This is a genomic window from Halomonas sp. DP1Y21-3, from assembly GCF_019801245.1.
Classification (GTDB): domain Bacteria; phylum Pseudomonadota; class Gammaproteobacteria; order Pseudomonadales; family Halomonadaceae; genus Halomonas; species Halomonas litopenaei.
Window position 1 is genome coordinate 843,183 of the sequence record NZ_JAHVJM010000001.1, and the last position, 26,621, is coordinate 869,803.

The window sequence follows — 26,621 nt, forward strand, 5'->3', positions numbered from 1 at the left end:
ATATTGAATGGGTATTATCATAGACAGGGTGTACCGGAGCAGGGAGCCGGACGCCCGCCGGGCCTTTACGGCCCGGCTATAACAACACGGAGGTGATCCCCCATGCCAGCAGCAGACACCGAGAGGCCATCCCGGCAACAGCGCCTGCTGGAGCAGTTCGCCGACCAGTTCCGGGTGATCCTGGTAAAGACGGTCGCGGACAGGGAGCGGGTCTATTCGCTGCGCCATGACGTCTTTCTACGTGAGCTTCAATACGCCCTGCCAGGCGACAGTGACAAGCAACAGGAGCATGATGACTTCGATGAACAGGCCATCCACTGCCTGGTCGAACATCGCTCAAGCGGTCTCGCGGCGGGCTGCGTGCGACTGGTATTTCCCCCCGTCGATCGTCCGGATGACCTGCCGGTGATGAACGCCACCCGCAGCGTCTTCACGGCGCCTTCGCTACATCCGCGACAGCACGACGGGCGCCAGATCGCCGAAATTTCTCGCCTGGCGATCTCGCGGCTTTTCCGGGCCCCAAGCAAGGGCGAAGAAACGCTGCCGGTACAGTTTCCTCCGGAGGAACGCCAGGCATTTCCGTTGATCGTCACCGGCCTGTTCTTGAGCGCCCACGCCCTTGCCGGCCTGACCGCACGGCGACACCTCTACGCCCTGATGGAGCCTCCCCTGGCGCGGCTGTTGACCCTGTCCGGCTTTCGTTTCCAGCCGGTGAGCGACACCATCCACTACTGCGGTACCCGGCGTGCCTACTACATCGACAACGAATGCGCCGAGCGCGAACGCAATCCGCTGCTGACGCCGCTTTACCTTCGTCTGCACGAGTCACTGGGGGCCCAGTTGCCCGCCACCCGGGACCACCTCGACGGACTGGGGAGCCTGTGGCGCTCGACGTCGAGCTGCCGGGTATAGCGAGGCGTCGGTCGAGTGTCTGGCCTCTCGACCCGACCCTTGAGCGGACTTCCGACCCGGCCTCCAACTCAGTCCTCGGGCGACGTTGCCAGGGACCGCCCAGGCAGTCGGCAGTCACGCTCCTCGGAGATGTCCTTGAGGACCAGCCGGGGCCCTGAATACAACCGCCCGTCCCACCCCAGCGTCATGATCGCCAGCACATTGCGATGCTCACCTTCGCCCAGATCGAACCCGCCGTCGGTAGCGGGCAGGATGCCCGACTGCGGATCCCGTCGTGCCAGCAGCGCTTCATGCAGCACCGCCACCAGTGGATGATCGGCCTGCCCTGCCAACTGCAGCGACAGCGCCACCTCGGCGATGATATCGGCCTTGACCTGCAACAACGCCTCTCCCTGGCCGAGCAACGCCGCCACCGCCCAATCGAGCTCGCCGTCGGACAGCATCCGCTGGTAGTAGTGGCTCGCGGCGATGATGAAGTGGGTCAGGCCGTAGACCCAGTTGCGATATTCCGCCGGTGACAGCTCCTCGATCCGTCCGGGTGGATAACGGTCACGAAAGGCCCGGGCGAGCTCGCCACGCAGATCCACGATCCCCAGCTGGGCCAGGAAGGCGGCCTGGTTGGCCACCTGGGCGGCATACACCGACACCACCTCGGGGTCGGTCAGAAAGGCCCGCCAATCCACTGCGCCCACGGCCTGTTCAAGCGAGCGCCGGTCAGCCTCGGAAAGTTGTCCAAGCAAGCCGTGGTAGCGGGCCTGGGCCAGCCGAAACAGGATGCCCCGAGGCAGCATCATGTCGACATGTTCCGACAGCATGGCCTTGCGCCGACGCTGCTTGGGGCTGGTCTCGGGGTAGGCCGCCAGCAACTCGCGATTGCGCTGGCGAAGCCGGTCACTGTCCGCGACGGTGAAGGCGTCACGCGCGAGCTGATCGAGCAGACGTCGGCCGTAGGCATGATTGGCGCATAGGTAGGCAGGGTCACCGGTCACCCGCCACAACCGCTGGGCGTAGTGGCGCTGCTTGTCGGCGGGAAGAAGGTCGAAGGAGGTTTCATAGACGGCACGGATCTCGGCGGCGGCGCGCCTCTCGGCGATAGTACGACTCTCGCCAGCAGCACCGCTTTCGCCAACAGCAACACTTGCGCCAACCGCACCTGGAGATTGGCCGACAGGAGAAGATCGAGAGGCCTGCTCAGAAACCTGAGTCGAGGCAAAGACGGCAGTGTCACTCGGTAATGACAACAGGGCCGGCGATGCGACGCTCAGCAGCAGCGTCATCGCGCCGAATAGCGTGAACAAGCACGCTCGACGCACCGAAGCGCCCTTCATGGTGGTTTTCAAGCCAGACGGCCGGTCAAGCGACGCTTTCGCGGCGGCGCGTCTGATCACCGCGACCGGCCAACAGACCTGCCACAGAGACATCTTCGTCCAGGGCCTCCCAGTGCAGCCCTTCTCCGCCGCCGATCAGCTCCCACTGCTCACGTTGCTCACGTGAGCCGTGCAATAGCCTGGGAAACCAGGCCAGCGGAATCGAAAGCTCTCGCCCATCATTCAGGGTGACGCAAAATGCATCGGAGGAGAATGCCACATCAACAGCCAGGGGTTCGGATTCAAGACGTAAAGTACGCATGCCATGCCTCCAGAAACTCTGCCTGGTGCCGTTCAACCAGCCGACAGAGCTGGGTGATTTCATGGGCACGCAGACGTTTGCTCGATTGCAACTCGACCGGATCCAGCCAGAATTTCGCGACCTGATCGCCCGCCGCCACGTGAACATGGGGCGGCTCTCGTGGATCGCCTTCGTCGCTGTAGAAGAAAAACCGGTACGGGCCTTTTCTCAAGAGTGTCGGCATCACTCCCTCATGGGGGAGCGGCGTCCCCCTTGTCACCATGCAGGGGACAAATACATCGGCTCACTGAACAAGAGCATGGCACCTGCCACCTCGGTTGAACAGCGCGAACAAGTGAACGCGTCAGATCTCGCTCAGTCGATGTCCTCATCCTCGGGCCACAGGCGAGCGGCCTTGCTTCGGGAGACCATCCTCACCCGCATCTTGGGACGCGCGACGTCGGCGGACGTTGCCGTCTCTCGGGACGATGTCAGCGGTGTGTCAATGCCATCGGCCGGCATCGCCGCCGGGTCAGCGGGCTCCGCTGCGGCGTCGGCATCCGCCGTCCGACTCGACGCCGACTGGCCAGGAGATGGCTCGATCACCACCCAGGCCAGCACCGGCAGCGCCAGCTGCCAGCGGATTGCCGCGAGCCGCAGCCCCAGGGTGGTGACAAGCGACAGCAGAATGCCAAGCCTGGGGGCGCCGAGGCTTGCCAATGCCACGAAGACCACACCGCCGGCGATGGCGGCGGTGGCGTAGACCTCACGACACAGCACCATCGGCACCCGCCTTGCCAGCACGTCACGGATCATCCCGCCGGCCACCCCGGTAAACAGCCCCATCAACACCGCCACGACCCCCGAGGTCCCCAGCAGCATCGCCTTGTTGGCACCAATGATCACGAACAGCGCCAGACCAAAGGCGTCGGCTACCGGCAGCACCACCCGATTGAGGCGATGGATATAGTGAAATCCGACCAGCGCGCACAGCACCGTGGCCAGGATCACCCAAAGATAGGTCGGATCGCGGATCCAGAACACCGGGGCGACACCCAGCACCAGATCACGCAGGGTCCCTCCTCCGACGGCGGTCACCGCCGCCAGCACCAGCATGCCGATGGGATCCATGCGTGAGCGGCACGCCAGCAAGATGCCCGACAGGGCGAAGACCACCGTCCCCGCCATGTCCAGGGCGTAGACCAGATCACTATCCAAGGTCCCGTTCCTTCTCGATAAGTGTCGCCCGTCCGGGGCGAGCGTCAAAAGCGGGGATCAATGCGCCCTCAACTGGGAGCGTACACCGAACGCGCCCTTTCCAGATGACGCGTCATCTCGCGAATGGCGGCGCCTTCGTCGCCGTTCTTCAACGCCGCCAGGATGCGCTCGTGCTCCTCCAGCGTCACATGCTCGCTGCCTTTCCAGTGGATCAGCGAGGTATGGAACCTGGCCAGCCACTCGAACATCGCCCGACTGACCGCGATGAAGATAGGGTTGCCGGTGGTCTCGGCGATGGCAACATGAAACCCCATGTCCGCCGCGATAAAGGCATCGATGTCCTTGTTCAGCGCCACCCGCTGGCGCTCCACCAGCGCCTCGAGGCGCGCCAGATCCTTGGCGCCCACCTGCCGCGCCGCCCGCGCCACCATGCCCACCTCGAAGAATAGCCGCGCCTCCTTGAGGTGTTCGAGCGAGGCGGGTTCGGTCGACAGCAGGTGCATCGCGGTCAGTTCGATCTGGGCCAGCATGCCGTCGGCACTGGGCGTCAGCACCTTGGGCCGCTGCCCGTGGTGGATCGACACCAGCCCCAGTCGCTCCAGCGCCTGCATCGCTTCGCGGATGGCCGGCCGGCCGACCCCGAAGGTATCCATCAATTCCCGCTCAGAGGGCAGGCTGTCCCCCGGCGCGTAGTCGCCGTTCAGCAGTTGCTGATAAAGCCGATCGAACACCTCGTCGGACAGTTTGCGGCGAGAAATTTTCAACGAGTCGCTCATGGCCTCTACCTCGCGGCGCCAGGCCCCGCAGCATACCCATGCCAGCGGTCCTGGAACATGACACTCGACCAAGGTCGTGTTTGACAGCCCCGGCCACTTATATTGTCATCATACCAGTTGCAGCACAGCTTGCCTCTTCCACTTTTTCACACAGGTTACCTGGCCATGACGACCATTGCCTTGATCGGTGCCGGCGGCAAGATGGGCGCCCGCCTCTCCCGCAATCTCAAGACTTCGGACTTCGACGTGCGTCACGTCGAGGTCAGCGAACAGGGCCGCCAACGGCTTCGCGACGAACTCGACATCGAGTGCGTCGACAGCCCCGAGCAGGCGGTGGCCGGCGCGGATGTGGTCATCCTGGCCGTTCCCGACACCCTGATCCAGAAGATTGCCGCCGAGCTGTCGCCGTCGATCGAAGCCGGCACCATGGTGGTCTGCCTGGACGCCGCCGCCCCCTTCGCCGGCCATCTGCCCGAACGTGACGACCTGGTCTACTTCGTCACCCACCCGTGTCACCCGCCGATCTTCAACGACGAGACCACCCTCGAGGCCAAGCGCGACTATTTCGGCGGCAGCCACGCCACCCAGCATATCGTCAGCGCCCTGATGCAGGGGGACGAGCGCCATTTCGCCCTGGGCGAGGCCGTGGCCAGGACCATCTATGCCCCCGTCGGGCGCAGCCATCGCGTCAGCGTTGAACAGATGGCGCTGCTGGAACCCGGTCTGTCGGAAACGGTATGTGCCACACTGTTATCGGTGATGCGTGAAGCGATGGACGAAGTCGTGGATCGAGGCGTCAGCCATGAGTGCGCCAGGGACTTTCTGCTTGGCCATCTCAACATCCTCGGTGCGGTGATCTTCGATGAACAGCCCGGCGCTTTCTCGGATGCCTGCAATAAGGCGATCGAGAACGGCAAGCCGATGCTGATGCGCGATGACTGGAAGCGGGTGTTCGAGCCGGACGCCATCGCCGACAGCATTCAGCGCATCACCTGAGGGGCCACGCTCTCCACAGAGTCTGACGACAGCGCCATCGCGAGTATCAAGAGGCCAGGCATGAACCGAATCGAAGCCAGCTACCTGATCGAGACCCCCTTCGAGGTGGAGCAGGCCTGCCAGGTGATGGCAGGGGAGCAATCCTGCGGCACCTTCACCCGCCTGGCCGCGGAAACCGATGACTTTCGAAAGCGTCATGCGGCCAGGGTCGAGTCCATCGAATTGCTCGACAGCGTCGACGCGCCCTCACTGCCCATGCCGACCCGGCCCCAGCCGCCCGGCACCCGCTACCAGCGTGCCCGGGTGCGTTTGTCCTGGCCCCTTGAGAACCTCGGTCCGTCGTTGACCACGCTGATGGCCACCCTCGCCGGCAATCTGTATGAACTCAAGGAATTCTCCGGGCTCAGGCTGCTCGACGTCAGCCTGCCCCACGCCTTTGCCGAGGCCTGCCCCGGGCCCCAGTTCGGCATCGACGGCACCCGCCGCCTCAGCGGCGTCGACCAGGGTCCCCTGATCGGCACCATCATCAAGCCCAGCGTCGGGCTCTCACCCGATGCCACCGCCGAGGTGGTGAAGGAACTGCTGGATGGCGGCATCGACTTCATCAAGGACGATGAACTCCAGGCCAACGGCCCGCACTGCCCGTTCACCGAGCGGGTCGACGCGATCATGCCGCTGGTGCTTGAACATGAGCAGCGCACCGGACGCAAGGTCATGGTGGCCTTCAACATCACCGGCGAGATCGACGAGATGCGCCGGCACCACGACCACGTGCTGGCCGCCGGCGGTAGCTGTGTGATGGTCGCCCTGAACGCGGTGGGTCTGGCCGGCGTCAGTCATCTGCGGCGCCACTGTGAGCTGCCCATCCACGGCCACCGCGCCGGCTGGGGCATGTTCAGCCGGGAGCCGCTGCTGGGCATGGACTTCGCCGCCTGGCAGACCTTCTGGCGCCTGGCCGGCGTCGATCACCTTCACGTCAACGGTCTGGCCAACAAGTTTTCGGAATCCGACGACAGCGTCGCCGCCAGCGCCCGGGCCTGCCTGACGCCGCTGTTCGAGCCCCCGGGACCGGCCCACACCGTGATGCCGGTATTCTCGTCCAACCAGACCGCCTGCCAGGCAATCGACACCTGTCGCGCCATGGGGGGCGGCAGCGACATGATCGTCACCGCAGGCGGCGGCATCATGGCCCACCCTGGAGGTATCGCCGCCGGCGTCAGAAGCCTGCGCCAGGCCTACGACGCCGCTGCACGCGGCATCTCGCTGTCCGACCACGCCCGTGACCATGGCGAATTGGCCCAGGCTCTGGAGACCTTCTGCCCATGAACGACCTGCTGCTGAGCTACTACGGCGACGACCTGACCGGCTCCACCGACGCGCTCGAGGCCCTGGCCTGCCAGGGCGTCCCCAGTGTGCTGTTCACCGCTCGCCCCAGCGCCGAGCAGCGCGCCCGCTTCGACCACTGTCGTGCCCTGGGTCTGGCCGGCACCAGCCGCAGCGAGTCCAATGACTGGATGCGCCGCGAGCTCAAGCGTTCCTTCCAGTGGCTGGCCGAACAGGGCGCAGCGCTGACCCACTACAAGACCTGCTCCACCTTCGACAGCAGCCCCGAGGTCGGCAGCATCGGTTGTGCCATGGAGGTCGCGCGCGGCGTCTTCGGCGAGACACCGATCCCACTGGTGGTGGGGGTGCCGCAGATGCGCCGCTACACCGTCTTCGGCGAGCTCTACGCCGCCTATCAGGATCAGATCTACCGCATCGATCGACACCCCGTGATGTCGCGCCACCCGGTCACCCCCATGCACGAGGCGGACCTGCGCCGCCACCTGGCCGCCCAGACCACTCTGCCGGTCGGCCTGATCGATGTGCCCGGCCTGGCCCTGCCGGATATCGACGAACGCGTGGATCACGCCCTCGCCGAGCATCCGGCGGTGCTGTTCGACGTGCTCGAACCCACCCATCAACAGGCGGTGGGTCATCAACTCTGGCGCACTCGCCCGCAGCAACAAGGCGGCAAGGGCGGCTTCGTGGTCGGCTCGTCCGGTGTCGAGTATGCCCTGCTCGCCGAGTGGCAACGCCTGGGGCTGGTGGAAGGTGGCGAGGACTTCACTCCGCCCCGTTCGGTCGAGCGCATCGCGGTGGTCTCCGGCAGCGTCTCCAGCACCACCGCACGCCAGATTCACTGGGCGGTCGAACACGCCGGTTTTCAGCGCATCGAGCTCGACGCCCGCAGCCTGGCCATCCCCGCCCATCGCAACGAGGCCATGGCTACCGCCATCCTCAAGGCACTGGATGCCCTGAGCAGTGGCCGCAGCGTCATCCTGCACACCGCCATGGGACCCGACAGCCACGACGACAGCCTGGCCACCGAATCCAGCCGCCACAGTCTGGGCAAGGCCCTCGGCGAGATGCTCAAGGCGCTGGTGGACGATCAGGGGCTGACCCGGGTGTGCGTGGCCGGCGGCGACACCTCGAGCCATGCCATCACCGCCCTGAACATCCATGCCCTGACGGTCAAGATGCCGCTGCCGGACACCCCGGGTTCGCCGCTGTGCCAGGCCCACAGCGACGACCCGCGCTACCAGGATCTAGAGATCGCCTTCAAGGGCGGTCAGATCGGTGGCGACGACTACTTCGAGCGGCTAAGGCGAGGACGAGCCCTGGCCGACCACGAGCACTGATCCGGCCGTGCCACCGGGCACGGCCACACCCAAGCGTCATCCCGCAAAGAGGAAACAACAATGACGACGACTGTACGCCACGCAACACGCCGCCCCGCCTTTCACCTCAAGCCCTGCCTGCTGGCCGTGGCACTGGCCGGGTTTGCCCTGCCAGCGGCTGCCGCCCAGACCATCACCGTCGGCCACACCACCTCGGACAGCTCTCACTACTCCGAGGGTATCGATGCCTTCAAGGCGACCCTGGAGGAGCTGTCCGACGGCGAATTTACGGTCAACGAGCAGCCCTCCGGTGCGCTGGGCGGCGAGCGCGCCATGATCGAAGGCCTGCAGATCGGCACCATCGACGCCGTTGTCACCTCCACCGGGCCGCTGGGCAACTTCGTCCCCGAGACCTACGTGCTCGACCTGCCGTTTCTGTTCAAGGACTACGACCACGCCCGCTGCGTGCTGGATGGCGAGGTCGGCCAGGACCTGCTCGACAAGATCGGCGAGCACGACCTGGTGGGTCTTGCCTGGACCGAGAACGGCTTCCGCCACATGACCAACAGCCAGCGTGACATCGAGACCCCCGAAGATGCCCAGGGTCTCAAGATCCGCACCATGGAAAACGAGATGCACATGGCGGCGTTCAACGAGATGGGCGTACATCCGACACCGATGGCCTTCCCGGAGCTGTTTACCGCGCTTCAGCAGGGCACCGTGGACGGCCAGGAAAACCCCATCTCGGTGATCCTCACCGGCAATCTGTGGGAGGTCCAGGATCGCCTGTCGCTGACCGGCCACGTCTATTCTCCGGCCATCATGCTGGCCTCGCCGATCCTCTGGGACGGCCTGTCCGATGAGCAGAAGGGCTGGTTCATGGAGGCCGCCCAGGCCGGCGCCGAGGCCACGCGAGCGATGGTGTCGAGACTCGAGACCGAAGGCGTCGAGGAACTCAAGGCCAAGGGCATGACCGTGGTCGATGACATCGACAAGTCCCAGTTCCAGGCCGCCGTCGAGCCCTCCTACTCGGTCTACACCGACGAGTACGGCTCGGATATGCTCGATCGCATTCGCTCCAGCGACTGCGGCAGCTGATCGTCCACCGATCCTCGACTGACCTTCCCGCCCGAGCGCTCGCTACCTGCCGTTGGCGAGCGCTTGGGCGGGCAAGCCTGACCCGTCCTCGGGCCTTACCCGCGATGAGGAAAGCCCCATGCTGGATCTGTTCTTCCGTCTCGAGCGGGCCATCTCCCAGGTCGCCCTCTACGCAGCGGTGCTGATGTTGATCGCCTCGGTAAGCCTTGGCTTCTACCAGGTGCTGACCCGGTTCGTGTTCGACGCCCCCTCCACCTGGTCGGAGGTGATGGCCCGCTCCACCATGATCTGGTGCGTCTTTCTGGGCGCCGCAGCGACCTTTCGCGGCGGCTACATGATGGCCGTCGAAGTGATCTACAAGCTGGTGCCGACCTCCGCCCTCAAGGCGCTGGAGATACTGATCGCCACCTGCTGCATGATCGTTCTGGCGATCCTGGTGATCTACGGCTATCAGATGACGCTGCGCGTGCAGAACCAGATGCTCTCCGGCGTCGGCATCTCGATCGCCTGGATCTACGCCGCCATTCCGATCGGCGCCGCCTTTTCGCTGCTGTCGGTGATCACTCGACTGATCGCCCAGCTGACCGGACGCGAGACCATCGGCGTGGTCGATGCCGAGGCCCCCGCCCACGTGCCTGAATCCGAATCCAGACCTGGCCCTGACACAGGCACCTCGTCCGGTACCGAAGGGAGGAAGCAGCCATGAACGCCGCTATCGGACTATCGCTGATCATCCTGTTCGCCCTGGGCGTGCCGATCGCCGTGTCGATCCTGCTGGCATCGGTGATCGGTATCGAGTTCTTCACCCGTTTTCCGCTGCTGATGGTGCCCCAGCAGATGTTCGTCGGCATCGACAACTTCCCGCTGATGGCGATCCCCTTCTTTATCCTGGCCGGCAACCTGATGGCCGCCGGCGGCATCTCCCAGCGCCTGGTGGACCTGGCCAAGTCCATCGTCGGCGGGCTCCAGGGCGGGCTCGCCATGACCTGCGTGCTGACCTGCATGATGTTCGCCGCGGTTTCCGGCTCGAGCGTGGCCACCACCTTCGCCATCGGCTCCATCCTGATTCCGGCGATGGTGGCTCACGACTACCCGCGTCCGCTGGCGGCCTCGATCCAGGCCTCCTCGGCGGAGCTCGGCGTACTGATCCCGCCCTCCATCCCCTTGATCCTCTACGGCGTCAGCACCGACACCTCGATCGGGCGCCTGTTCATTGCCGGTATCGGTCCGGGGTTGTTGATTGGCTCGGCGCTGCTGCTGTTTCTGTACATCTTCTGCAAGCTGCGCGGCTACGGCCTGCGCGACCGCGAGGATCGCGCCGCCTTCACCACCTCAATGCGTCGTGCCTGGGCCGCTCTGCTGATGCCGGTGGTGGTCATCGGCGGCATCTATGGCGGGGTCTTCACCCCTACCGAGGCCTCGGCGGTGGCGGTGTTCTACGCACTGATCGTCGGCGGTCTGGTCTACCGCGAGCTGCCACTGTCGGAACTGGTGCCGATCCTGCGCCAGAGCGTGATTTCCACCGCCACGGTGATGCTGATCATCTCGGCGGCGGCGCTGTTCAGCTTCCTGATCAGCCGCTCGGGGCTGCCCGGCGAGGTTGCCGCCTGGGTCACCCAGGTGTTCGAGAGCCCGGTCAGCTTCCTGCTGGCGGTGAACGTGATGCTGCTGGTGATCGGCATGTTCGTCGAGACCTCGGCGGCGATCTTGGTGCTGGCCCCGATCTTCACCCCCATCGCCGTGCAGTACGGCATCGACCCGGTGCACTTCGGCCTGATCGTGGTGGTCAACCTGGCGCTCGGCATGTTCACCCCTCCGCTGGGGGTCAATCTGTTCGCCGCCTGCGCCGTGGCCAAGCTGTCCATCGACGAGCTGATCCCTTGGCTTGCGCGCTTCGTGCTGGTGGTCCTGGCCTGCCTGATGGCGATCACCTACATGCCCTGGATCTCGCTGGGCCTGGTCGATCTGCTCTACTGATACCGATCACTGCCCCGGCCGCGCCGGGGCCCACCCCATCTTCCGCCCCTTCTCAGGAGTCGACAGCATGCACGCCCTCCCCCTCACTCCACCCACCGGCGCCCTGATCGGCGGTCACTGGGTCGATACCGCCGACACCCTCGAGGTGCTGCGCCCGGCCAGCGGCGAAGTCATCGCCCGTATCGCCGCGTCCAGCGCAGCCGACGTCGATGCTGCGGTGGCCGCCGCCCGGGCAGCCTTCACAGGCGAGCTTGGCCAGTGGTCGACGTTCTCGGCGCGGGCGCGCAGTGAATGGCTGTATGCCTTCAGTCAGGCCATCGACGCCGACAGGGAGACCCTGGCCGCCCTCGAGTGCGCCGACACCGGCAAGCCGATCAGCCAGGCCCGGGGCGACATCGCCGCCTGCGCGCGCTACTTCCGTTTCTACGCCGGCGCCGCCGACAAGCTCCACGGCGAGACCATCCCCTTCGATCCCGACTATGCGGTGATGACCCTGCGCGAGCCCTGGGGCGTGTGCGCCCAGATCATCCCCTGGAACTACCCGGCCCAGATCTTCGGACGCTGCGTGGCGGCGGCGCTGGCCGCTGGCAACACCTGCGTGCTCAAGCCCGCCGAGGACGCCTGTCTGAGCGTGCTGCGCCTGGCCCAGCTGGCCGTCGACTGCGGGCTGCCGGAAGGCGCGCTCAACCTGGTGCCTGGCCTCGGCCGTGAAGCCGGCGCCGCCCTGGCCGCCCACCCCGGCATCGATCATCTGTCGTTCACCGGCTCGCCGGAGACCGGCACCCTGGTGACTCAGGCGGCGGCGGTGCACCACGTGCCGGTGACCATGGAACTCGGCGGCAAGTCGCCCCAGCTGCTGTTCGCCGACGCCGACCGTGAACGCGCCCTGGACGCCGTGGTACGCGGGATCATCCAGAACGCCGGCCAGACCTGTTCCGCCGGCAGCCGTCTGTTGGTGGAGCAGAGCATCCACGATGAGGTGGTGGCGGCACTGAGCGAGCGCTTCTCGCAATTGACCTGCGACGCTGGCGAAAACGACCCGGACTGCGGACCGCTGATCAATGAACGCCAGCGCGACAAGGTGATGACGCTGATCCAGGCGGCACAGGATGATGGCATCCACATCGCCGCCCGTGGACGCCTGGCCGACGACGCCCCCCGGGACGGCCACTTCGTGGTCCCCCACCTGTTGACCCAGGTGCCAGAAGGCCACGGCGTTAGCTGCGAGGAGCTGTTCGGCCCAGTACTGGTGGTCCAGGCCTTCGCCGACGAGGCCGAGGCCGCACGCCTGGCCAACGCCACCGACTTCGGCCTGTGTGCGGGCGTATGGACCGCCGACGGCGGCCGCCAACTGCGTCTGGCCAAGGCGATCCGTTCGGGCCAGGTGTTCGTCAACAACTACGGCGCCGCCGGTGGTATCGAGCTGCCCTTCGGCGGCGTCGGCCGCTCCGGCCACGGCCGCGAAAAGGGCTTTGAAGGGCTCAGGAGCTATACCCGCATCAAGACCATTGCGATTCATCACGGCTAGACGTCGCTGGAAAAGCCTGGGCCTGACACAAGCAATTCCCGAGCGTGTCGGGCCGCTTCTCTCGACCACCGACCAACAACCATCATCACCACCACAAGGAAAGGGACATGACCACCTCGCTTCACGTCGGCCTGATCGGCGTCGGCCTGATGGGCCACGGGATCGCCACCAGCCTGCTGCGCGCGGACCATCGCCTGAGCTTTCTCGATCACCCCGGCAATCAGCCCAGCGACGACCTGATCGACAAAGGGGCAAGCGCTCTGACCAGCGCCCGCGAGGTCGCCGACACCGCCGATCTGGTGATCCTGTGCGTCACCGGCACTCCCCAGGTGGAAAGCGTGCTGTTCGACGAAGGCGGCGTGCTGGAGGGGCTCAAGCCAGGCCAGATCGTGGTCGACTGCTCCACCGCCATCCCCAGCTCCACCCAGGCCATCGACGCCAGGGTGCGCGAGGCCGGTGGCCGTTTCGTCGACGCCGCCATGACCCGCACCCCGAAGGAGGCCGCCGAGGGCCGCCTCAACCTGATCGTCGGTGCCGATCAGGCGCTGTTTGACGAGCTCAAGCCGCTGTTTGGCGCCTTCGCCGAGCACATCACCCACGGCGGCCCGGTGGGCGCCGGCCACACTCTGAAGCTATTGCACAATTTCGTCTCGCTAGGCTTCACCGCCGTACTGGCCGAGGCCAGCGCCGCCTCCCGACGCGCCGGCATCGACGACGGCGTGCTGCTCGAGGTGCTGGGCAACGGTGGCGGCGGCGGCGTGGTGCTCGAACGCCTGCGTCCCTTCCTGACCGACGCCGACCCTTCAGGCTTCCGCTTCAGCCTGTCCAACTCGCTCAAGGACGTGGGCTACTATCAAAGCATGTCCGAGGACCTCGGCGCCTCGCGCCAGCTCAGCCAGGCGATCACCCAGCTCTACCAGGACATCGTCGATGCCGGCCACGGTGAAAGACTGGTCCCGGAATTGGTCAGTCTGCTCGGCGAATCACAGTCAAAGCGGCCATGATGCTTCCGTCACACGTCATTTGACGGCGGCCACCCGCAAGCTGCCTGAGCGGATCAAGCGACGTCAGCGAGGGTGGTCATTGAAGATGCACAACAGCGGTGAACGGTGGCGGTACGCGGCGATGACGAACGGGGCCGATCAACGGTAGCGAAACACTGAACCTTGCGGAGACCAGCATGAAGATCCAGCGTATCGAAACCCTGCGGCCTGCGGCTCGTCCGTCGCTGATCTGGGTGCGCGTCCACACCGAGGACGGCCTGGTGGGCCTGGGCGAGAGCTGGTTCGGCACCGACGCCATCGATGCCGATGTTCATGGCCGCCTCGCTCCCCTGCTGCTGGGCGAGGATGCCTCCCGCATCGAGGCGCTGCATCGCAAGATGCAACCCTACGTGGGCTTTGGCGGCACCAGTGCCGAGACCCGCGCGCTGTCCGCCATCGACGTGGCCCTGTGGGACCTGGCCGGTCAGCGTGCCGGCCTGCCGCTGCATGACCTGCTCGGTGGCGCTACCCGAGCGCGGGTGCCGCTCTACAACACCTGCGCCGGCCCCGACTATGTGTCCAAGTCCGCCGAGGTACGCCCGGACAACTTCGGCATCAAGGGTGGCTCGGGGGATGACGGGGCGTCTCCCCGCTACGAGGACCTGGACGCCTTTCTCGAGCGTCCGGCAGAGCTCGCCGCAGAGCTTCTCGAGATGGGCATATCCGCCATGAAGATCTGGCCCTTCGACTTCGCCGAAGGCGCCCGCCACGGCATGTCCATCTCGCCCGCCGATCTCAATCGTGCGCTGTGGCCGTTCGAGGAGATCCGTCGTGTCCACGGCGATCGCATGCGCCTGAAGGCGGAACTGCACGGACTCTGGAGTCTGCCGGCGGCGCGCACCATCTGTCAGGCGCTGGCCCCCATCGACCCGGACTGGATCGAGGACCCACTGTGGATGGATCGCTTCGACCAGCTCGGCGAGCTGGCCGACACCTGCGTCCCCCTGGCCGGCGGCGAGACCCTCGGCGGCCTGGGTCAGATTCGCGACCTGCTGCATCGCGGACGTATCCACACCCCGATCATCGACGTGACCTGGGGCGGCGGCGTCAGCTTCGCCCGCAAGGCCGCCGCCCTGGCCGAAGCCGAGGGTCGCCCGATCGCCTTCCATGATTGTTCCGGCCCGGTGACGCTGGCGGTATCCACCCACCTGGCCATGGCGCTTGCCAACGTCGCCGAGCAGGAATTCACCCGAGCCTTCTACTTCGGCTGGTACGCCGACTGCGTCGAGGGCCTGCCGCCGGTCGAGGACGGCATGATCCGCGTCAGTGGCGAGCCGGGGCTGGGCATTCGCCTGAACCCCGAAATGCTCAAGGGCGACGCACTCCATCGACGTCTCAGCGAGAGCTAGATTCACTGACGCCCTGAACTCCATGTCGAGAAGCAGCCCTCACCACGAGAGGCGCCAGACGCCCCCGGCGCCTTTGCGGTAACCGCCATCCACGCATTTCGCCCGTTCCCGCATTCAACGTTGCCCACTAGTCGACTGGTCTATAGTATCGCGACATCGCTTATTAAGAGGCAGATGGTGTGCCAGTTACGGCATCCCGACCGTCCTCGCGTCCCCTGTTGCCTCAAGAACGGGTAAAAGGGACGCAGACAAGAAAAATCAGAAGCACCAACGGACCCTGAAGCTACGCAATGAAACCAGCGAGGAACCAGCCCCCATGACCAGCTTCACCCTGAACGGCGAAGCGGTGAGCGTCGAGGTGGATCCCCAGACCCCACTGCTGTGGGTACTGCGCGATACCCTGGGCCTGACCGGCACCAAGTTCGGCTGCGGCATCGCCCAGTGCGGCGCCTGCACCATCCACTTCAACGGCTCGGCCACGCGTAGCTGCGTGCTGCCGCTGGCCGCCGCCGAAGGTGCCGAGATCACCACCATCGAAGGCCTCGACGCCGACGGCAACCACCCGCTGCAACAGGCCTGGCGAGAAGAGCAGGTGCCCCAGTGCGGCTACTGCCAATCCGGTCAGATCATGCAGGCGGCCGATCTGCTCAAGCGCAAGCCTTCCCCCAGCGATGACGAGATCACCCAGGGCATGAGCGGCAACCTGTGCCGCTGCATGGCCTACGTGCGCATCCATCGCGCGGTGAAACGCGCCTCCTCGCTTCAGCAGGGTGGCGTCGAGACCTTCGACCCCGCCTCCGCTACTGCTGCCCGCAGCGAAACCCGTACCAGCGCCGAGGAGCCCCGCCATGAGCCGGTTTGATGACACCCTGGCGGCCCATCGGGGCGCTTCCGCAGTCCGCAGCGATACGTCACCAGCCGACCGCCAAGCTGGCCCCGGTCTTAGCCGCCGCGGCTTTCTGATCGGCACCCTGGGCGCCAGCGCAGTGCTCGCCTTTGGCCTGCCCGGCATGGCCTTCGGCGCCGCCGACGCGGCCAGCGAGGCCCTGGCCAAGGGTCGCTTCGAGCCGACCCTGTGGTACGCCATCGACGCCCAGGGTCACGTCACCCTGCACTGCACCAAGGCCGAGATGGGCCAGCACGTGGGCACCAGCCTGGCCCGCCTGGTGGCCGAGGAGCTTGAGGTTGACCCGGCGACGATCGCCATCGAATACGTCGACAGCGACCCCAAGTGGGGTTACATGATCACCGGGGGCAGCTGGTCGGTGAACCACAGCTTCCTGCCGCTGTCCCGTGCCGGCGCCGCCGGACGCCAGGCGCTGATCGAAGCAGGTGCGCGCCTGCTCGAGGTCGACGCCGCCGACTGCCAGGCCCGTGACGGTCAGGTCATCAGCGGCGACAAGCGCATCGGCTACGGCGAGATCGTTGCCAGCGGCACCCTGTCGCGCAGCTACAGCGCCGAAGAGCTTGAAGCCATCGAGCTCAAGCCGGCCTCCGAGCGCCGCGTGCTGGGCACCTCCGGCCGGGCCCAGGACATCCCCGCCAAGACCACCGGTGAGGCCGTCTTCGGCATCGACGCCAAGGTCGAAGGGATGCTCTATGCCCGCCCGGTGCTGCCGCCTACCCGTTTCGGCTCCCGCGCCACCTCCATCGATGACAGCGCGGCCCAGTCCATCGCCGGCTATCGCCAGACCATCCGTCTGGAAGACCCCTCGGGCCTGTGCCAGGGCTGGCTGGCGGTGATCGCCGACAACTTTTCCGCCGCCATGCGTGCCACCGATGCGCTGAAGATTGAATGGGAAAACGGCTCCGGCATCTCGATCACAGAGGCCGACATTCTCGATGAAGGCCGCCGTCTGACCCAGTCACCGAGCCGTGACAACGGCGCCCTGTTCGTCGATATCGGCGAGGTGACGTCCACCCTCGAGCAGGCCGCGTCCGCCGAGGACGTGTCGCTGATCGATGCCACCTACACCACGTCCAGCGTGCTGCACTTCCAGCTCGAGCCGGTCAACGCCACCGTGGTCGAGCGCGACGGCCACTGGCACGTCCACTGCGGCAACCAGCAGCAGTCCGTGGCGGTGCCCCTGGTAGCCAAGGCGCTGGAAGTCGACGAGAGCCAGGTGACCTTCCACCAGTACTATCTGGGCGGCGGCTTCGGACGCCGTCTCTATGGCGACTATGCCGTGCCTGCGGCGCTGGCAGCCAAGGCCGTGGGTGCCCCGGTCAAGATGGTCTTTACCCGCCCCGATGACAGTCGCATGGATTGCGTGCGCTCACCCTCGGTGCAGCGGCTGCGCTCGGCCCTGGCAGCCGACGGCGCCATCCAGGCCAGCGAACACGCCGCCGCCGCCGGCTGGCCCACCGCCGATATCGCACCCGGCTTTCTCGGCGAATTCGTCGAAGGTGGCGGCAAGATCGATTCCTTTGCCATCAGTGGTGCCGACCACTGGTACGCACTGGGCGCCCAGCGGGTGTGGGCCCAGCAGAACCACAAGGCCCACGAGGCCTTCGTTCCCGGCTATCTGCGTGCGGTGGGGCCAGGCTGGACCACCTGGGCGGTGGAGAGCCATATCGACGAACTGGCACTGGCCGCCGACCAGGACCCTGCCGAGTTCCGCCGGAACCTGCTCAAGGCCGAAGGACGCAACGCCGGCGAGGCGCCCAACAGCGTCGGCGGCGCCGAGCGCCTCAAGACAGTGCTCGAACGCACCCTCGACAAGGCCGGCTGGAACGAGCGCGACGCCCTGCCCGAGGACACCGGTCTCGGTGTGGCGCTGAGCTTCGGCCAGGAACGCCATATGCCGACCTGGGTGGCCTGTGTCGCCCGCGTCAAGGTGGATCGTGCCAGCGGCGAGGTGACGGTCGAGAAGCTGACCTCGGTGGTGGATGCCGGCACCCTGGCCCATCCCGACGGTGCCATGGCCCAGTTGGAGGGCTCGCTGCTATGGGGCCTGTCGATGGCCCTGCACGAAGGCACCGAGTACGCCGAAGGCCAGCCTGCGGACCTCAACCTGAACAGCTATACGCCGCTGCGCATGCATCAGGTGCCGGAGCTGGACCTTGAATTCGTCGACAACGACCACACCCCGGTCGGCTTAGGCGAACCTGGCACCTGCGTTGTAGCGCCGGCCATCGCCAACGCCATCGCTCACGCCACCGGCGTGCGCCTGCGCGACCTGCCGATGCGGCCGGAGGCGCTCAAGGCCGCACTGGGGGCCTGACCCGCCACCCGAGCGCCACGCTGATCGCGTGGCGCTCGTCACACACAGGACACGCTGACCATGCAACATCTGGATCTTACGGTGGTGCGACGTGCCCTCGCCTGGCTGCGCGACGGGCGCACCCTGTGGCTGGCCACGGTGCTGTCCACCTATGGCTCCTCACCACGCGAACCCGGCGCCTGGCTGGCTGCTACCCGTGACGGTGATCACGTTGGCTCGCTGTCCGGCGGCTGCGTCGAGGAGGACTTTCTTGAGCGCCTTGGGCAGGGTGATTTCGATACGCCGGTCAGGCGGGTGCGCTACGGCGCCGGCGATGGCGTCGACTACCCGGCGCCCAGCCTTCCCTGCGGCGGCGTGCTCGATGTGCTGGTCGAACGCTTCGCCCCCGACCAGGCGGCACTGGCGCACTTCTCGGCCCTGGAGGCGGCGCTGGAAGGACGCAAGCCGCTGATTCGCCGGGTAGACCTGGACACCGGCACGCTCTCGCTCACTCAGGACGATGGCCTGGGTGATCGCGTCGTTCTGGTCGATGGGAATGGTGAGGCCAGTGCGCAACTGCGCGTCGGCCCGGCCGCCCGACTGCTGCTTGCCGGGGTCTCGCCGGTGGCCGTCGCCTGCGCCCAGTTCGCCGTGGGGCTCGGCTTCGAGGTGATCGTCTGCGACCCTCGGGAAGGCATGCTGGAGTCCTTTATCGATGAACTCGGGGGCGCCTCCGGCAACATCGAGAAGGTGGCGACCCTACCGTCACGCTTTATCGCCGAAGGTGGCTGCCATGCTGCCACGGCGGTAGTGGCGCTGACCCACGACCCGCGCATCGATGATCTGGCGATGATCGAGGCGGTACGCTCCGAGGCGTTCTACATCGGGGTGATGGGATCGCTGCAGACGTCCCGGGCGCGGGCCGAGCGGCTATTCCGCAGCGGTGGTCTGAGCGATGACGAGATCGCGCGTATCCATATGCCGATCGGCTTGAACCTGGGCAGCAAGACCCCGGCGGAGATTGCCCTGGCGGTGATGGCCGATATCGTTCGGGTACGCCGGGGCAAGGACCGCCATGCACTCTAGCGGCCAGTCGGGCACTCCTGCTTCAACCCCCTCTCGTGAGGATGGCCGCCATCCGTCCCACGCCACCCCGCTGATCTGTGTAGTAGCGGCGGCGGGTCGTTCACGGCGCTTCGGCGCCGCGGACAAGCGCCATGCACGCCTCAAGGATGGTCGTCGACTGCTGGCGGCAAGCCTTGCGGCGGCGGCCGAGCTGACCCCTCGGCGGCTGGTGGTGCTGGGCCCGGGCGAGAGCCTCTCCGACTGGGACCTTGCACCGTCAGCCAACCTCGAGCTGCTGTCGCTTGAACGTCCCAGCGACGCCCTCGGCGACAGCCTGTCGGCGGCCTTTCGCTGGCTGCTTCAGCAACGCCAGCAGCAAAGTCCTGAGCTCACCGCAGCGGCGGTATGGCTCGGCGATATGGCCTGGATCTCGGCGCCGACTTGCCGCCGGCTTGCCGCCAGCGCCAGGGCCGACCGACTGGTCCGGCCGCGCTTTCACGGCCAACCCGGCCACCCGGTGATCGTTGGCTGCGACTTCTGGTCCGAGATGACTCAGCTTCACGGCCAGGACGGCGCCCGAGCGTTACTACACCGCCACCGCCAGGCACTGCTCGAGATCGACGTCGATGATCCCGGCGTGGTGCGCGACCTGGATACCCCCGAAGACCCACGCTAGGCTCCCTCGCCAGACCCTGGGCAACCACCGTCAGCCCCGATTCCCCACCGCTAGCCCGTCGCCTGATCCTCGACAAAGGCCTCGACGATGGCATCGAAGTCGCTGTCACCGACAAAGCCAAGGGCCTCGGCCTTGTCGGTACGAAAGCGCCCAGGCCAGCTCTCGACGATGGCGCGGATACGCTCATCCGGCTCGAAACTCACCAGCTCCCGCGCCTGAGCGCCACCCTGACGCTCCAGCGCGTCGAGCATGGCCGCCACGCTTACGCTGATACCCGGCAGCATGAAGGCGCGGAAGTCACCCAGGGCATCGGCGGCGACTTCGGCGCCGTGGACCAGCGCCTGAACCACCTTGCCAGGCGACATCACGAACAATTCGAGTTCGGTGGGCACCGGGCACACCGCTGCCTCGCCGTTCAGGGGCTCACGCAGGATACTCGAGGCAAAACTCGAGGCCGCGGCGTTGGGCCGGCCTGGACGAATGACGATGGTCGGCAGGCGAAGCACCAGACCGTCGACCAGGCCGCGCCGGCTGTAGTCGTTGATCAACAACTCGCACATGGCCTTCTGGCTGCCGTAGGAGCTCTGGGGCCGCAGCGCGGTCATGTCGTCGAGCACCTCGGGCAACTCGCCGCCGTACACCGCCACCGAGCTGGCCATGATCACCCGGGTCGCGGCCAGGCCACGCTGGCGACAGCCATCGAGCAGCGCCCGGGTGGCGTCGAAGTTGACCGCAAGCCCCAGCTCCAGATCGGCCTCGGCGGCGGAGCTGACCACCGCCGCCAGGTGGTAGATCACGTCCGGGGCGCCATCCAGCAGGGCGTCCCAGGCTCCCTCTTCGGTAAGATCCCGAGCGGTGGACGTCACCGCCACCTGGCCCGCGTCATGCGGGTGGGGCGGCGTGCTCTGGTCGACCAGGGTCAGGCGCGAAAGCGGCTGGCCGTTGACCTCGCCCTTGGCCAGCAGCGCCTGAACCAGACGTTGGCCAAGGAAGCCGGCTGCACCAGTAATCAAGATATGCATGGGTGTTCTCCTCCTTTAGGGACGATGGCCCACGCCGGGCGCTGCCCCAGCGATACACCAGAGGCACCAGTCATCAAGATATGCATGGAAGCCCTCCTCCTTCTGCGGCGAGTTATTTGGCAACAACACCATGGGCGCGCGCCCAGCCCAGGCCATCGACGGTGTCACCTGCGGGGCGGTATTCACAGCCGACCCAGCCGTCATAGCCAAGGGCGTCGAGACGCTCGAGCACCGGGCCAAAGTTCACCTCCCCCTGGTCCGGCTCATGGCGCTCCGGGACCCCGGCAAGCTGCACGTGTCCCACCACATCGAACTGGGCTTCCAGGGTACGGATCAGGTCGCCCTGGACGATCTGGCAGTGGTACAGGTCGAACTGCAGCCGGAGGTGGGGCGAGCCGACGCGCTGGATCACTTCCCTGGCAAGCTCCTGGCGCTGCAACAGGAAGTCCGGCATGTCGCGGCCGTTGATCGGCTCGATCAACAGGGTACGCCCGGCCCGGCCACAGGCCTCGGCGGCATGGGAAAGGTTGTCGACGTAGGTGGCCAGATGAGCCTCTCGGGTGGCCTCGCTGGCGCCTTGCGGCAGCAGCCCCGCCATGGCATGCAGGCGCGGACAGTCGAGCGCCGCGGCGTAGTCGAGCGCACGCTCGAGCCCCTCGCGGAACTCCCCCTCGCGCCCCGGCAGGCTGGCAAGGCCTCGCTCACCTGCCTCCCAGTCGCCGGGGGGCAGGTTGAACAGCACCTGCGTCAGCCCATGTTGGTCGAGCCGCTCACGCAGCTCGTGCGCCTCGAAGTCGTAGGGGAAAAGGTACTCGACGCCGGCAAAGCCCGCCTTGGCGGCGGCGCCAAAGCGGTCGAGAAAGGCGTGTTCGGTGAACATCATGCTGAGGTTGGCGGCCAGGCGGGGCATCTCGCTCTCCTGATTGTCATTGTCGTGCGGGCCTCGCGTCGGGGGCCCAGTATCGAGGCATTGCCGACGCCAATAGCCCCGGGTCAGTCTCGGGGGAAGCGCGCTTCGAGTTCCTCTACCTGTTCTGGCGTCAACCCTCGAGGATTCTGGCCGCGCAGCAGCAGGAACAGCTTGGCGGTCTCCTCGAGCTCTTCTGTGGCGTAGACCGCTGCCTCCAGCGACTTGCCCGCCACCACCGGGCCGTGGTTGGCCAGCAGCACCGCGCTGTGCTTGCCGGCGAGCCCACGTACCGCGTCGCCAAGGCTGGGGTCCCCCGGCACGTGGTAGGGCACCAGCGGCAGGCGACCGACGCGCATCACGTAGTAGGCGGTCAGCGGCGGAATACAGTCGTGGTGGTCCACATCCGGCAGGCAGGATACAGCCACCGAGTGGGTCGAGTGCAGATGGACGATGGCCTCGGACTGGGGCCGCTCGGCGTACATCGCCATATGCAGGAAACTTTCCTTGGTCGGCTTGTCGCCATCGAGCCATTCCCCCGTCGCCGACAACGTCGAGATGCTGGCCGGATCGAGTCGTCCCAGGCAGGCGTTGGTCGGGGTCATCAACCAGCCGCCGTCGTCCAGACGCACACTGATATTACCGCTGGAGCCCATGGTCAGGCCGCGGTCGAACAGCGACTTGCCGTAGGTCGCGATCTGCTCGCGCAGACGATTGACGTCACGTGCACTCATTGGCTCATCTCCTTGAGCACCTTAAAGCCGCGGCTGAAGATATCGACGCCCCCGAAGTTGCCGGACTTGAGCGCCAGCGACAGGGTCGACCCGCCGACGCGGGCCTGGGTCCAGGGCACCCCGGCATCGATCTGCCCGCCGATATGCAACTGGTCCAGCGACAGCGCCGAGACCACCGCACCGGAGGTCTCGCCGCCGGCCACCAGCAACCTGCCGACACCTTCGTCCACTAGGGTGGCGGCCAGGGTCGCCAGGGCCCGCTCGACCAGCTCGCCCGCCTTGGCCACACCCAGGCGCTGCTGGGCGGCCTTGACCCGCTCGGGTGCAGCCGAGGCGTAGACCAGCACCGGTTCATCCGGCGAGTCACGATAGTGGCGACGCACGAAGTCCAGCGCTTCGGCGATGGGCGCGTCACCCTCGGCCAGCGCCAGCGGGTCCAAGGCGATCCCTGGATGGCGCTCGAGGAAGTGCTCGACCTGGGCCAGGGTCGCCCGCGAGCAGCTACCGGAAAGCACCAGGGCCTGCCCCTGGGCCGAGGCCAGCCGAGCCGCGTCGTCGACCGCCTCAAGCCAGCCCTTGCGCCGATACTCGGCGGGCAGCGCCTGGCCAAGGCCCGAGCCGCCGGTGACCAGGGGCAGCTCGACGCAGGCCGCAGCCAGCACCTCAAGGTCGGCGTCATCCAGGGTGTCACAGATGACGTGGCGGACCTTGTCACCTCCCAGGCGTTCGAGGTGGCTGGCACAGGCCTCGGCGCCCTGGCGGATCACCGAGTGGGACAGAAGCCCCACCGCATGCGACGTCTGCGCGCCCAGCACCCGCACCAGATCGGCGTCGGTCATCGGATTGAGCGGGTGATCCTGCATGCCGCTGTCGTTGAGCAGGCGATCGCCGACGAACAGGTGACCCTGATAGACCGTGCGTCCGGTGGTCGGAAAGGCCGGCACCATCACCGTCTGATCGCCGCCCAGACGCTCGAGCAGGGCATCGGCTACCGGGCCGATATTGCCCTCGGCGGTGGAATCAAACGTCGAGCAGTACTTGAAGAAGACCTGGCGTGCGCCCTGTTCGGTCAGCCAGTCCAGCGCCGCCAGGCTGTCGGCCAGCGCCTCCTCCACCGGGCAGGTGCGCGACTTGAGCGCGACGACCACGGCGTCGACACCTTCAGGCAGCGGCTTGCCGGTAGGCACGCCAAGCATCTGCACGGTGCGCATGCCGGAGCGCACCAGATTGTTGGCCAGGTCGGTGGCACCGGTGAAATCATCGGCGATGGCGCCGAGTACCAGAGTCATGGTCAGTCCTCGTCAAATACGGTGAATAAAGGGGAGGAACACAGCCGCGACGCGGCCTTATCCGGCGTCGTCGTCATTGGCCGCGGGCAGTGCGATCCCTGCGGTGGCGGCGTAGACCTTGACCACCGCGGCGTCGTCTTCGCGTCCCAGCCCCATGCCGCTGGCGGCGGTAAACTGCTGCAGGGCGCTGGCCGCCACTGGCATCGACAGGCGCAGTTCGCGGCCGGTGTCGTGGACGATGTTGAGGTCCTTGACGAAGATGTCCACGGCCGACAGCGGGTGATAGTCGCCGTCCAGAATGTGCGGCACCCGGTTCTCGAACATCCACGAATTGCCCGCCGACTGGGTAATCACCCGGTACAGCGCGCGACCGTCGATGCCCATCTTCAGGCCCAGCGCCATGGCCTCGGCGGCGGCGGCGATATGCACCCCGGCCAGGTGCTGATTGACCAGCTTGACGCTGGAGCCAGGCCCCGGCGCGTCGCCCAGCCGGTGGACCGTGGCCGCCATGGCACCAAGCGGTGCCTCGGCCAGGGCGAAGGCCTCGGCACTCCCGGAGGCCATCACCGACAGCTCTCCGCTGGCCGCCTTGGCCGCCCCGCCGCTGATCGGGGCGTCGAGCATCATCAGCCCAGCCTCTGCCAGTCGGCGTCCCAGGGATTCGGCGAAACTCGGAGCCACGGTGGCGCACTGGATCACCAGGCTGCCCGACGCAAGCGTCGCTGCCAGGCCATCTTCTCCAAACAGCACCGCCTCGACCTGATCGGCGTTGACGACCACCAGCAGCACCACGTCACAGCGCGGCGCCAGCTCGCGGGCCGACGCCACCGCCTCGCCACCGGCTTCCTCGAAGGCCTGACGGGAGGCGCTGGAAACGTCGCAACCGATCACCTCAAGGCCGCCACGCAGAAGGCTTCGGGCGATGCCCATGCCCATGGCGCCAAGTCCCACCACGCCACAGACAGGGGATCCGGCGGATGTCGTGGATGATTCGCTCATGCTGCTCTCCGGTAACGAGGCCGTCAGGGCCGACAAACAAGAGTATGGCCTGCTTCGACTTCATCTGCGGAAGGAGCAGGGAGGCGGTATCTGTCCCCGGCACACCGAAGGCCAGCGACCAATACCGATAACAGGACGATAGGGAATCCGGTCGGCGATGATGGGTGAAGATCAGCGCTGCTGCCCTGTAAAATGTTAGCGCTAACATTTTTAGTCCAGAGTCCCTTGTTGCACAAGCACGAAAGCGATAGGCATCGACCAATGTCTAACTACCGCCGTGATCCCGGTGTCGGGACCATGGGTGCCCCGAGGTGTGCAGCGCTTGATCCAGGGTGCCCTGCATGAAGCGCTCGGCATCAGCCGCTCGAGGCCGAGGCGCTGGGCCATGTCCCCACTGACCTGCGACGCAGGGACAGCCTGGGAACGAGCGAGCCAGCGCGCCCCATTCGGCATACCATGGAAGGCAGGCGTCCCTCTGATGCCATCGATCAAGGAGAGTCCGATGAACGAGACCCAGGGCGGTGATCGCCGCCGCCGCAAGGGCCTGGACAACCCGACGCTTGACGACGTCGCCCGTGAGGCTGGAGTTTCCTCGATCACCGTGTCCCGGGCGATTCACCGCCCGGACAGCGTACGCGAGACCACCCGCAACAAGGTGGAAGCGGCGATCGCCAAGGTTGGCTACGTGCCTAACATGGTGGCTGGTAGCCTGGCCTCGGCCAGCTCGCGCTTCATCCCGGTGATCGTGCCGTCGCTGTCCAATGTGGTGTTCGTCGAGGTCATCCAGGGGCTGCAGGCACAGTTCGACCAGCACGGCTACCAGATGCTGCTGGGCAACACCGACTACAGCATGCAGCGCGAAGAAGAGCTGATCCGCACCTTTCTCGGCTGGTCCCCCACCGCCCTGGTGACCACCGGCCTGCGCCACCAGCCGGGGCTAAGCGCGCTGCTGGAACGTTTTCCTCGACCGCTGGTGGAAATCATGGAACTGGGCCCGGCGCTGGACATGAACGTCGGCATGGACCACGAAAAGGCAGGCGCCGCCATGGCCGATCATCTGATCGCTCGGGGCTACCGTCATATCGTCTTCGCCGGCACCCGGCTCGAGTCCAACTATCGCGCCGCCCAGCGCTACGCCGGCCACCGCACCAGGCTCGAGAAGGCCGGACTTGCGGCCCCGCTGATGGAGTGGCACCAGGACAGCCACTTCGACCTCGGCGCCACGGCGCTGGACGAGGTCCGTCGCCACCACCCGGGCGTCGAGGCGATCCACTTCGTCGACGATGTGATGGCCAGCGGCGCCCTGCTGGGCGCACAGCGCCAGGGCCTGCGAGTGCCCAACGACATCGCCATCGCCGGGTTTACCGGGCTGCCCTTCGGCCGCTCGCTGATGCCGCGTCTGACCACCATCTCCTCCCCCCGCGAGGCCATCGGCCGGCTCGCCGCCTCGCAGATCATCGACCGTCTGGAGGGCCGTGACCCCGAACGCCAGATCGACGTCGGCTTCGCCCTGCTGGAAGGTGAGAGCACCTGAGGACACCAGACCTGACCCACAACGAAC

Annotated in this window: 25 protein-coding genes; 15 read left to right on the forward strand and 10 right to left on the reverse strand. The window is 66.5% G+C overall.

Annotated elements, in window-relative coordinates; all coding sequences use genetic code 11:
• Positions 1-102: 102 nt before the first annotated feature.
• Entirely contained in the window at positions 103-912 is an 810-nt protein-coding gene (locus KUV74_RS03620; RefSeq protein ID WP_052704270.1) for a PEP-CTERM/exosortase system-associated acyltransferase, read from the forward strand.
• A gap of 68 nt (positions 913-980) precedes the next feature.
• Here the strand turns inward: KUV74_RS03620 and KUV74_RS03625 are convergent, their stop codons facing one another.
• From KUV74_RS03625 to nanR, 5 genes are all read right to left on the reverse strand, one after another.
• Positions 981-2,210, reverse strand: coding sequence for a DUF3541 domain-containing protein (locus KUV74_RS03625; RefSeq protein ID WP_185696369.1), 1,230 nt, complete (start codon positions 2,208-2,210; stop codon positions 981-983).
• Between the two features lie 55 nt (positions 2,211-2,265).
• Complete coding sequence (locus tag KUV74_RS03630; protein WP_124802811.1) at positions 2,266-2,541, reverse strand: DUF2442 domain-containing protein; 276 nt, start codon at positions 2,539-2,541, stop codon at positions 2,266-2,268.
• Positions 2,522-2,764, reverse strand: a complete 243-nt coding sequence (locus tag KUV74_RS03635; protein WP_124802813.1) for a DUF4160 domain-containing protein — start codon at positions 2,762-2,764, stop codon at positions 2,522-2,524. Before KUV74_RS03635 ends, KUV74_RS03630 begins: the two co-directional genes overlap by 20 nt.
• Positions 2,765-2,895: 131 nt before the next feature.
• Positions 2,896-3,708 carry a trimeric intracellular cation channel family protein gene (locus KUV74_RS03640; protein ID WP_222515815.1) on the reverse strand — a complete coding sequence of 271 codons (813 nt, stop codon included), beginning with the start codon at positions 3,706-3,708 and terminating at the stop codon, positions 2,896-2,898.
• 98 nt (positions 3,709-3,806) lie between these two features.
• Positions 3,807-4,514 (reverse strand): transcriptional regulator NanR, encoded by a 708-nt coding sequence (gene nanR, locus KUV74_RS03645; protein WP_045991761.1) that lies wholly within the window; start codon positions 4,512-4,514, stop codon positions 3,807-3,809.
• 165 nt (positions 4,515-4,679) lie between these two features.
• Between nanR and KUV74_RS03650 the strand changes: the two genes are divergently transcribed.
• From KUV74_RS03650 to KUV74_RS03710, 13 genes are all read left to right on the forward strand, one after another.
• Positions 4,680-5,510, forward strand: a complete 831-nt coding sequence (locus KUV74_RS03650; protein WP_108131298.1) for a phosphogluconate dehydrogenase C-terminal domain-containing protein — start codon at positions 4,680-4,682, stop codon at positions 5,508-5,510.
• 60 nt (positions 5,511-5,570) lie between these two features.
• A complete protein-coding gene (locus tag KUV74_RS03655; RefSeq protein ID WP_222515644.1) occupies positions 5,571-6,836 on the forward strand; it encodes a ribulose-bisphosphate carboxylase large subunit family protein in 1,266 nt (421 codons plus the stop codon).
• A complete protein-coding gene (locus KUV74_RS03660) occupies positions 6,833-8,191 on the forward strand; it encodes a four-carbon acid sugar kinase family protein (protein WP_261395054.1) in 1,359 nt (452 codons plus the stop codon). Before KUV74_RS03655 ends, KUV74_RS03660 begins: the two co-directional genes overlap by 4 nt.
• A 60-nt stretch (positions 8,192-8,251) precedes the next feature.
• Positions 8,252-9,268, forward strand: a complete 1,017-nt coding sequence (locus KUV74_RS03665; RefSeq protein WP_222515645.1) for a TRAP transporter substrate-binding protein — start codon at positions 8,252-8,254, stop codon at positions 9,266-9,268.
• A 118-nt stretch (positions 9,269-9,386) separates the two neighbouring features.
• Positions 9,387-9,974: a TRAP transporter small permease gene (locus KUV74_RS03670; protein WP_108131294.1), complete on the forward strand. Its 588-nt coding sequence runs from the start codon at positions 9,387-9,389 to the stop codon at positions 9,972-9,974.
• Positions 9,971-11,245, forward strand: coding sequence for a TRAP transporter large permease (locus KUV74_RS03675; RefSeq protein WP_045991767.1), 1,275 nt, complete (start codon positions 9,971-9,973; stop codon positions 11,243-11,245). Before KUV74_RS03670 ends, KUV74_RS03675 begins: the two co-directional genes overlap by 4 nt.
• A gap of 67 nt (positions 11,246-11,312) precedes the next feature.
• Positions 11,313-12,773: an aldehyde dehydrogenase family protein gene (locus tag KUV74_RS03680; protein ID WP_222515646.1), complete on the forward strand. Its 1,461-nt coding sequence runs from the start codon at positions 11,313-11,315 to the stop codon at positions 12,771-12,773.
• Between the two features lie 107 nt (positions 12,774-12,880).
• Complete coding sequence (locus KUV74_RS03685) at positions 12,881-13,777, forward strand: NAD(P)-dependent oxidoreductase (RefSeq protein WP_222515647.1); 897 nt, start codon at positions 12,881-12,883, stop codon at positions 13,775-13,777.
• A 176-nt stretch (positions 13,778-13,953) separates the two neighbouring features.
• Positions 13,954-15,165 (forward strand): mandelate racemase/muconate lactonizing enzyme family protein, encoded by a 1,212-nt coding sequence (locus KUV74_RS03690; protein WP_222515648.1) that lies wholly within the window; start codon positions 13,954-13,956, stop codon positions 15,163-15,165.
• A 316-nt stretch (positions 15,166-15,481) separates the two neighbouring features.
• Entirely contained in the window at positions 15,482-16,027 is a 546-nt protein-coding gene (locus KUV74_RS03695; RefSeq protein ID WP_045991771.1) for a (2Fe-2S)-binding protein, read from the forward strand.
• Positions 16,014-18,389 carry a xanthine dehydrogenase family protein molybdopterin-binding subunit gene (locus tag KUV74_RS03700; RefSeq protein ID WP_222515649.1) on the forward strand — a complete coding sequence of 792 codons (2,376 nt, stop codon included), beginning with the start codon at positions 16,014-16,016 and terminating at the stop codon, positions 18,387-18,389. Before KUV74_RS03695 ends, KUV74_RS03700 begins: the two co-directional genes overlap by 14 nt.
• Positions 18,390-18,449: 60 nt before the next feature.
• A complete protein-coding gene (locus KUV74_RS03705; protein ID WP_222515650.1) occupies positions 18,450-19,454 on the forward strand; it encodes an XdhC family protein in 1,005 nt (334 codons plus the stop codon).
• On the forward strand, positions 19,444-20,109 hold the full coding sequence (locus tag KUV74_RS03710) for an NTP transferase domain-containing protein (RefSeq protein ID WP_222515651.1): 666 nt from the start codon (positions 19,444-19,446) through the stop codon (positions 20,107-20,109). Before KUV74_RS03705 ends, KUV74_RS03710 begins: the two co-directional genes overlap by 11 nt.
• A gap of 50 nt (positions 20,110-20,159) precedes the next feature.
• On the opposite strand, the gene denD is transcribed toward KUV74_RS03710, so the two are convergent.
• The 5 genes from denD to ltnD form a co-directional block, all read right to left on the reverse strand.
• Entirely contained in the window at positions 20,160-21,131 is a 972-nt protein-coding gene (gene denD / locus KUV74_RS03715) for a D-erythronate dehydrogenase (protein ID WP_222515652.1), read from the reverse strand.
• A gap of 112 nt (positions 21,132-21,243) precedes the next feature.
• Positions 21,244-22,041, reverse strand: coding sequence for a 2-oxo-tetronate isomerase (gene otnI / locus KUV74_RS03720; protein WP_222515653.1), 798 nt, complete (start codon positions 22,039-22,041; stop codon positions 21,244-21,246).
• 83 nt (positions 22,042-22,124) lie between these two features.
• The gene (gene otnC, locus KUV74_RS03725) at positions 22,125-22,772 is read right to left on the reverse strand and encodes a 3-oxo-tetronate 4-phosphate decarboxylase (protein ID WP_045990915.1); all 648 of its coding nucleotides are present in this window, start codon (positions 22,770-22,772) and stop codon (positions 22,125-22,127) included.
• Positions 22,769-24,061 (reverse strand): 3-oxo-tetronate kinase, encoded by a 1,293-nt coding sequence (gene otnK / locus KUV74_RS03730; RefSeq protein ID WP_124802841.1) that lies wholly within the window; start codon positions 24,059-24,061, stop codon positions 22,769-22,771. Before otnK ends, otnC begins: the two co-directional genes overlap by 4 nt.
• A gap of 57 nt (positions 24,062-24,118) precedes the next feature.
• Entirely contained in the window at positions 24,119-25,060 is a 942-nt protein-coding gene (gene ltnD, locus KUV74_RS03735) for an L-threonate dehydrogenase (RefSeq protein ID WP_045990913.1), read from the reverse strand.
• 502 nt (positions 25,061-25,562) lie between these two features.
• Here ltnD and KUV74_RS03740 point away from each other — a divergent pair.
• Positions 25,563-26,594 carry a LacI family DNA-binding transcriptional regulator gene (locus KUV74_RS03740; RefSeq protein WP_045990911.1) on the forward strand — a complete coding sequence of 344 codons (1,032 nt, stop codon included), beginning with the start codon at positions 25,563-25,565 and terminating at the stop codon, positions 26,592-26,594.
• The last annotated feature ends 27 nt before the right edge of the window (positions 26,595-26,621 follow it).

Coding starts and splice junctions, on each gene's coding strand:
- KUV74_RS03620 (WP_052704270.1), top strand. CDS start 103: ATGCCAGCAGCAGACACCGAGAGGCCATCCCGGCAACAGCGCCTGCTG.
- KUV74_RS03630 (WP_124802811.1), bottom strand. CDS start 2,541: ATGCGTACTTTACGTCTTGAATCCGAACCCCTGGCTGTTGATGTGGCA.
- KUV74_RS03635 (WP_124802813.1), bottom strand. CDS start 2,764: ATGCCGACACTCTTGAGAAAAGGCCCGTACCGGTTTTTCTTCTACAGC.
- KUV74_RS03640 (WP_222515815.1), bottom strand. CDS start 3,708: ATGGCGGGGACGGTGGTCTTCGCCCTGTCGGGCATCTTGCTGGCGTGC.
- nanR (WP_045991761.1), bottom strand. CDS start 4,514: ATGAGCGACTCGTTGAAAATTTCTCGCCGCAAACTGTCCGACGAGGTG.
- KUV74_RS03650 (WP_108131298.1), top strand. CDS start 4,680: ATGACGACCATTGCCTTGATCGGTGCCGGCGGCAAGATGGGCGCCCGC.
- KUV74_RS03655 (WP_222515644.1), top strand. CDS start 5,571: ATGAACCGAATCGAAGCCAGCTACCTGATCGAGACCCCCTTCGAGGTG.
- KUV74_RS03660 (WP_261395054.1), top strand. CDS start 6,833: ATGAACGACCTGCTGCTGAGCTACTACGGCGACGACCTGACCGGCTCC.
- KUV74_RS03665 (WP_222515645.1), top strand. CDS start 8,252: ATGACGACGACTGTACGCCACGCAACACGCCGCCCCGCCTTTCACCTC.
- KUV74_RS03670 (WP_108131294.1), top strand. CDS start 9,387: ATGCTGGATCTGTTCTTCCGTCTCGAGCGGGCCATCTCCCAGGTCGCC.
- KUV74_RS03675 (WP_045991767.1), top strand. CDS start 9,971: ATGAACGCCGCTATCGGACTATCGCTGATCATCCTGTTCGCCCTGGGC.
- KUV74_RS03680 (WP_222515646.1), top strand. CDS start 11,313: ATGCACGCCCTCCCCCTCACTCCACCCACCGGCGCCCTGATCGGCGGT.
- KUV74_RS03685 (WP_222515647.1), top strand. CDS start 12,881: ATGACCACCTCGCTTCACGTCGGCCTGATCGGCGTCGGCCTGATGGGC.
- KUV74_RS03690 (WP_222515648.1), top strand. CDS start 13,954: ATGAAGATCCAGCGTATCGAAACCCTGCGGCCTGCGGCTCGTCCGTCG.
- KUV74_RS03695 (WP_045991771.1), top strand. CDS start 15,482: ATGACCAGCTTCACCCTGAACGGCGAAGCGGTGAGCGTCGAGGTGGAT.
- KUV74_RS03700 (WP_222515649.1), top strand. CDS start 16,014: ATGAGCCGGTTTGATGACACCCTGGCGGCCCATCGGGGCGCTTCCGCA.
- KUV74_RS03705 (WP_222515650.1), top strand. CDS start 18,450: ATGCAACATCTGGATCTTACGGTGGTGCGACGTGCCCTCGCCTGGCTG.
- KUV74_RS03710 (WP_222515651.1), top strand. CDS start 19,444: ATGCACTCTAGCGGCCAGTCGGGCACTCCTGCTTCAACCCCCTCTCGT.
- denD (WP_222515652.1), bottom strand. CDS start 21,131: ATGCATATCTTGATTACTGGTGCAGCCGGCTTCCTTGGCCAACGTCTG.
- otnI (WP_222515653.1), bottom strand. CDS start 22,041: ATGCCCCGCCTGGCCGCCAACCTCAGCATGATGTTCACCGAACACGCC.
- otnC (WP_045990915.1), bottom strand. CDS start 22,772: ATGAGTGCACGTGACGTCAATCGTCTGCGCGAGCAGATCGCGACCTAC.
- otnK (WP_124802841.1), bottom strand. CDS start 24,061: ATGACTCTGGTACTCGGCGCCATCGCCGATGATTTCACCGGTGCCACC.
- ltnD (WP_045990913.1), bottom strand. CDS start 25,060: ATGAGCGAATCATCCACGACATCCGCCGGATCCCCTGTCTGTGGCGTG.
- KUV74_RS03740 (WP_045990911.1), top strand. CDS start 25,563: ATGAACGAGACCCAGGGCGGTGATCGCCGCCGCCGCAAGGGCCTGGAC.